The 3,123-nt window shown below is 63.5% G+C and carries 1 protein-coding gene and 2 pseudogenes; 1 reads left to right on the forward strand and 2 read right to left on the reverse strand.

All coding sequences use genetic code 11. The features are described 5' to 3' along the window. Positions 1-167, reverse strand: a pseudogene (locus GWG65_RS39975) (IS256 family transposase); the annotation flags it as partial. A gap of 258 nt (positions 168-425) precedes the next feature. Here GWG65_RS39975 and GWG65_RS39980 point away from each other — a divergent pair. After that, on the forward strand, positions 426-1,646 hold the full coding sequence (locus tag GWG65_RS39980) for an IS110 family transposase (RefSeq protein WP_275200884.1): 1,221 nt from the start codon (positions 426-428) through the stop codon (positions 1,644-1,646). A gap of 324 nt (positions 1,647-1,970) precedes the next feature. Here GWG65_RS39980 and GWG65_RS39985 read toward each other — a convergent pair. Next, positions 1,971-3,025, reverse strand: a pseudogene (locus GWG65_RS39985) (IS256 family transposase); the annotation flags it as partial. Between the last annotated feature and the right edge of the window lie 98 nt (positions 3,026-3,123).

A 3,123-nucleotide genomic window follows, 5' to 3' on the forward strand; every position in this document is an offset into this window, starting at 1 on the left:
AGAACGAGTTTTGGCAACTGGTTATGACCGTCGAGACGACGCCAGGTTCTCTGCGCGCCCTCGACCAGTTTGAAGACCATCGCGAGCGCCGTCTTGTTGGATAGACAGCCCTTCGATCGGATCGTGCGGTGGCGCACGGTGGCGAAGGTGCTTTCGATGGGGTTGGTAACCGGTATAAGATTCTCGGTGCTGATGTTCGGCTGCGGTTTTCAAGATCGTGGCGTATGGTGCGACCATCCGGGACAGAGGCACCGGGAGCACGAAGGTGTGGGCAGGCCGATGCGTACGATGAGCTGCGAGCTCGAGTTAGTAGCTGGCCGCCTCTACGACTAGCCCGGTTGCGCCGTGAGCGCGGATCCGTAGTTGTCGTGTCGCCCACCGTTCCCGTCATATGACAGGAGGTGTAAATGCGACGCATAATCGGAATGGATATCCACCGAACTTTCGGCGAGGTGGTTTTCTGGGAAGATGGCAGACTTCGACCGGCCGGTCGCGTCGATATGACCCGCACGGCACTGGAAGGCTTTGGCAAAAGCGTTCAACCGATAGACGAGGTGGTGATCGAAGCGACCGGCAACTGCATGGCGGTGTCACGGGTGCTGTCGCCGTTCGTGAAGCGGGTGGTCATCGCCAACCCATTGCAGGTGAAGGCAATCGCGCATGCCCATGTGAAGACCGACAAGGTCGACGCGGGCACGCTGGCCAGCTTGTACGCGGTCGGCTATCTGCCGGAAATCTGGACGCCGGACGCGGCCACAGAACGGCTGCGCAGGCTGATCGCCCGGCGTTACCAGGTCGTGCGGCATCGGACCCGGATCAAGAACGAAGTGCACGCAATCCTTCACGCGCACCTGATCCCAAAATGTCCGCACGCAGATTTATTCAACGGCCGCGGCCGCGATTGGCTGGCGCACCAGCCAGTACCCGACGACGAACGGGATGCTATTGAGCGGCATGTGCGCGAGCTCGATCGGCTCGCCGAAGATCTCACGATCCTCGATCGGGAGATCGCCACAAACAGCCTGGACGACGGCTCGGTCAGGCGGCTGCTGACGATCACCGGCGTCAATCTGGCGGTGGCGGCCGGGTTGATGGCGGCAATTGGCGATATCACGCGTTTCAAGAGCCCGCAGAAACTGGTCAGCTACCTCGGGCTCAATCCGCGTGTGCACCAGTCGGGCCTCGGTGCCGCTCATCACGGCCGGATCAGCAAGGTCGGACGTAGCCACGCCCGGGCCATGCTGGTAGAAGCCGCCTGGGCTGCCGCCAAGACACCCGGACCGCTCCACGCTTTCTTCGTGCGCATCCGCGCCAGACGGGGCCATCAGGTGGCCGCCGTCGCCGTAGCGCGCAAGCTGACCGTCCTGTGCTGGCATCTGCTGACGAACGAAGAGGATTACCTCTGGGCCCGCCCCAGTCTTGTCGCTCACAAGATGCGCGGCATGGAGTTACAGGCTGGCCGAGCGCAGAACAAAGGCAACACGCGCGGCCCTGCCTACGCGTACAATATCAAACAACTCCGCGATCAGGAGATGCACGTCGCCGAGCAAGCGCAGAGAAGGTATGAGCACTTTGTCGAAGCCTGGCGCCCGCGCCCGCCAAAAGAAAAGGCGCGCGGGCGCCTCAACCCGGCAGGACACAGATAGGGCTGCCCGGCGACGCTTACAGCCGACGCGCCGCTCTTCGCCACGAGGTCACCCGCGCACGACAATAACAATCGCCGTTCGGGCTAGTTCCCATCCCCCTGGGACACTGGGCCGGTGAGTCCTGTTTCTTTCCAGGCCCGATCCGATCGAGGATGCCGCCGTGCTCGGGCCGGTCAAGGCCGAGCCTTGCGGTGGCCGCAAACTGCGGCCAGCCTTGACCGCCCCTGCGCGCGGCAGCTGCGAGAAGGGCGGTCGGGACGGAAGAATGCCGGCGGCGCGGTCGAACAAAAGAATGCATCTTCCGGAGCCCGCTAAAAACTGCTTGTCGATCTCATCCGTCGTCCGCAAGTGTTTCCAGTGCTCGGCCGGGAAGTCGTAGAAAGCGAGCAGCGTGTCTCGATCCTTAGCGAGGCAGTCGGCCGCCTTCTCGTATTTCAGCAAGTAGCTCTTGATGAAGGCGTCGAACGCCAGCTCGGCGGCGGCCTTGGTTTCGGCCATCCAGATCTCCTGCAACGCGCGTTTGGCTTTCGGCTGCTGGCTCTTCGGCAATTTGGCGAGCACGTTGGCGGTCTTGTGGACCCAGCAGCGCTGCTCGCGCGTTTTCGGCCAGACCTCACCGGCGGCCTTCCAGAACCCGAGTGCGCCATCGGCGATGACGAGCTGTGGCGGCACGTCGAGCCCGCGCCGCTTCAGATCGAGCAACAGATCGCGCCAGTCGTGCGCGCTTTCGCGGGCGCCATCGGTAAAGCCGACCAGTTCCTTGCGGCCTTCCGGCGTCGCGCCGATCAGCACGAGGATGCACTGCTTCTCGTTTTCGAGGCGGGCTTCGAGATGGATGCCATCGGCCCAGATGTAAACGTAGCGCTTCGCCGACAGATCGCGCTTCTGCCATGCGATGTGCTCGTCGAGCCAGCCGTCCTTCAGGCGACCGATGGCGGATGCCGACAACCCGGCAGCATCCCTGCCGAGCAGCGCCGCCAGAGCTTCGGAGAAATCGCCGGTCGAGATTCCCTTCAGATAAAGGATCGGCAGCAGCGTCTCGATCGACTTCGACCGGCGCATGTAGGGCGGCAGGATCGCCGGCGAGAACCGGATGCGGCCAGGATCGGCGGCCGCGGCCTCGCGATCGCGCACACGCGGCTGGCGGACGGCGACCGGGCCGATCCGGTCATCACCTCGCGCTCCGGCAGGTGGCCGTGGCGGACGACGCGCTGGTGGCCGTCCGGGGTCTTCAAATCGGCATGCTGGCCGAGAAAGTCCTCGACCTCGGCCTCGACCGCCTGGGCGAGAAGGGCACGTGCCCCGCTGCGCAAGACTTCTGTGAGTTGATCGGCGACGTTTCCTGGCTGAATCAGCTGGATGATGTTATCGTTGGACACGGCATATCGCTCCTTCGGTGGAGAAGTGGAGGCGTCAAGCACCCCCACGATATGCCGCCTTTCCGATTCCCTCCGTCACCAACTTTCGGCGATAGCTC

The organism is Bradyrhizobium sp. CSA207 (assembly GCF_029051685.1).
Lineage (GTDB): Bacteria > Pseudomonadota > Alphaproteobacteria > Rhizobiales > Xanthobacteraceae > Bradyrhizobium.

What these genes read in the sequence shown, in the direction of transcription:
- GWG65_RS39980 (WP_275200884.1), top strand. Translation starts at nt 426, where the DNA reads ATGGATATCCACCGAACTTTCGGCGAGGTGGTTTTCTGGGAAGATGGC.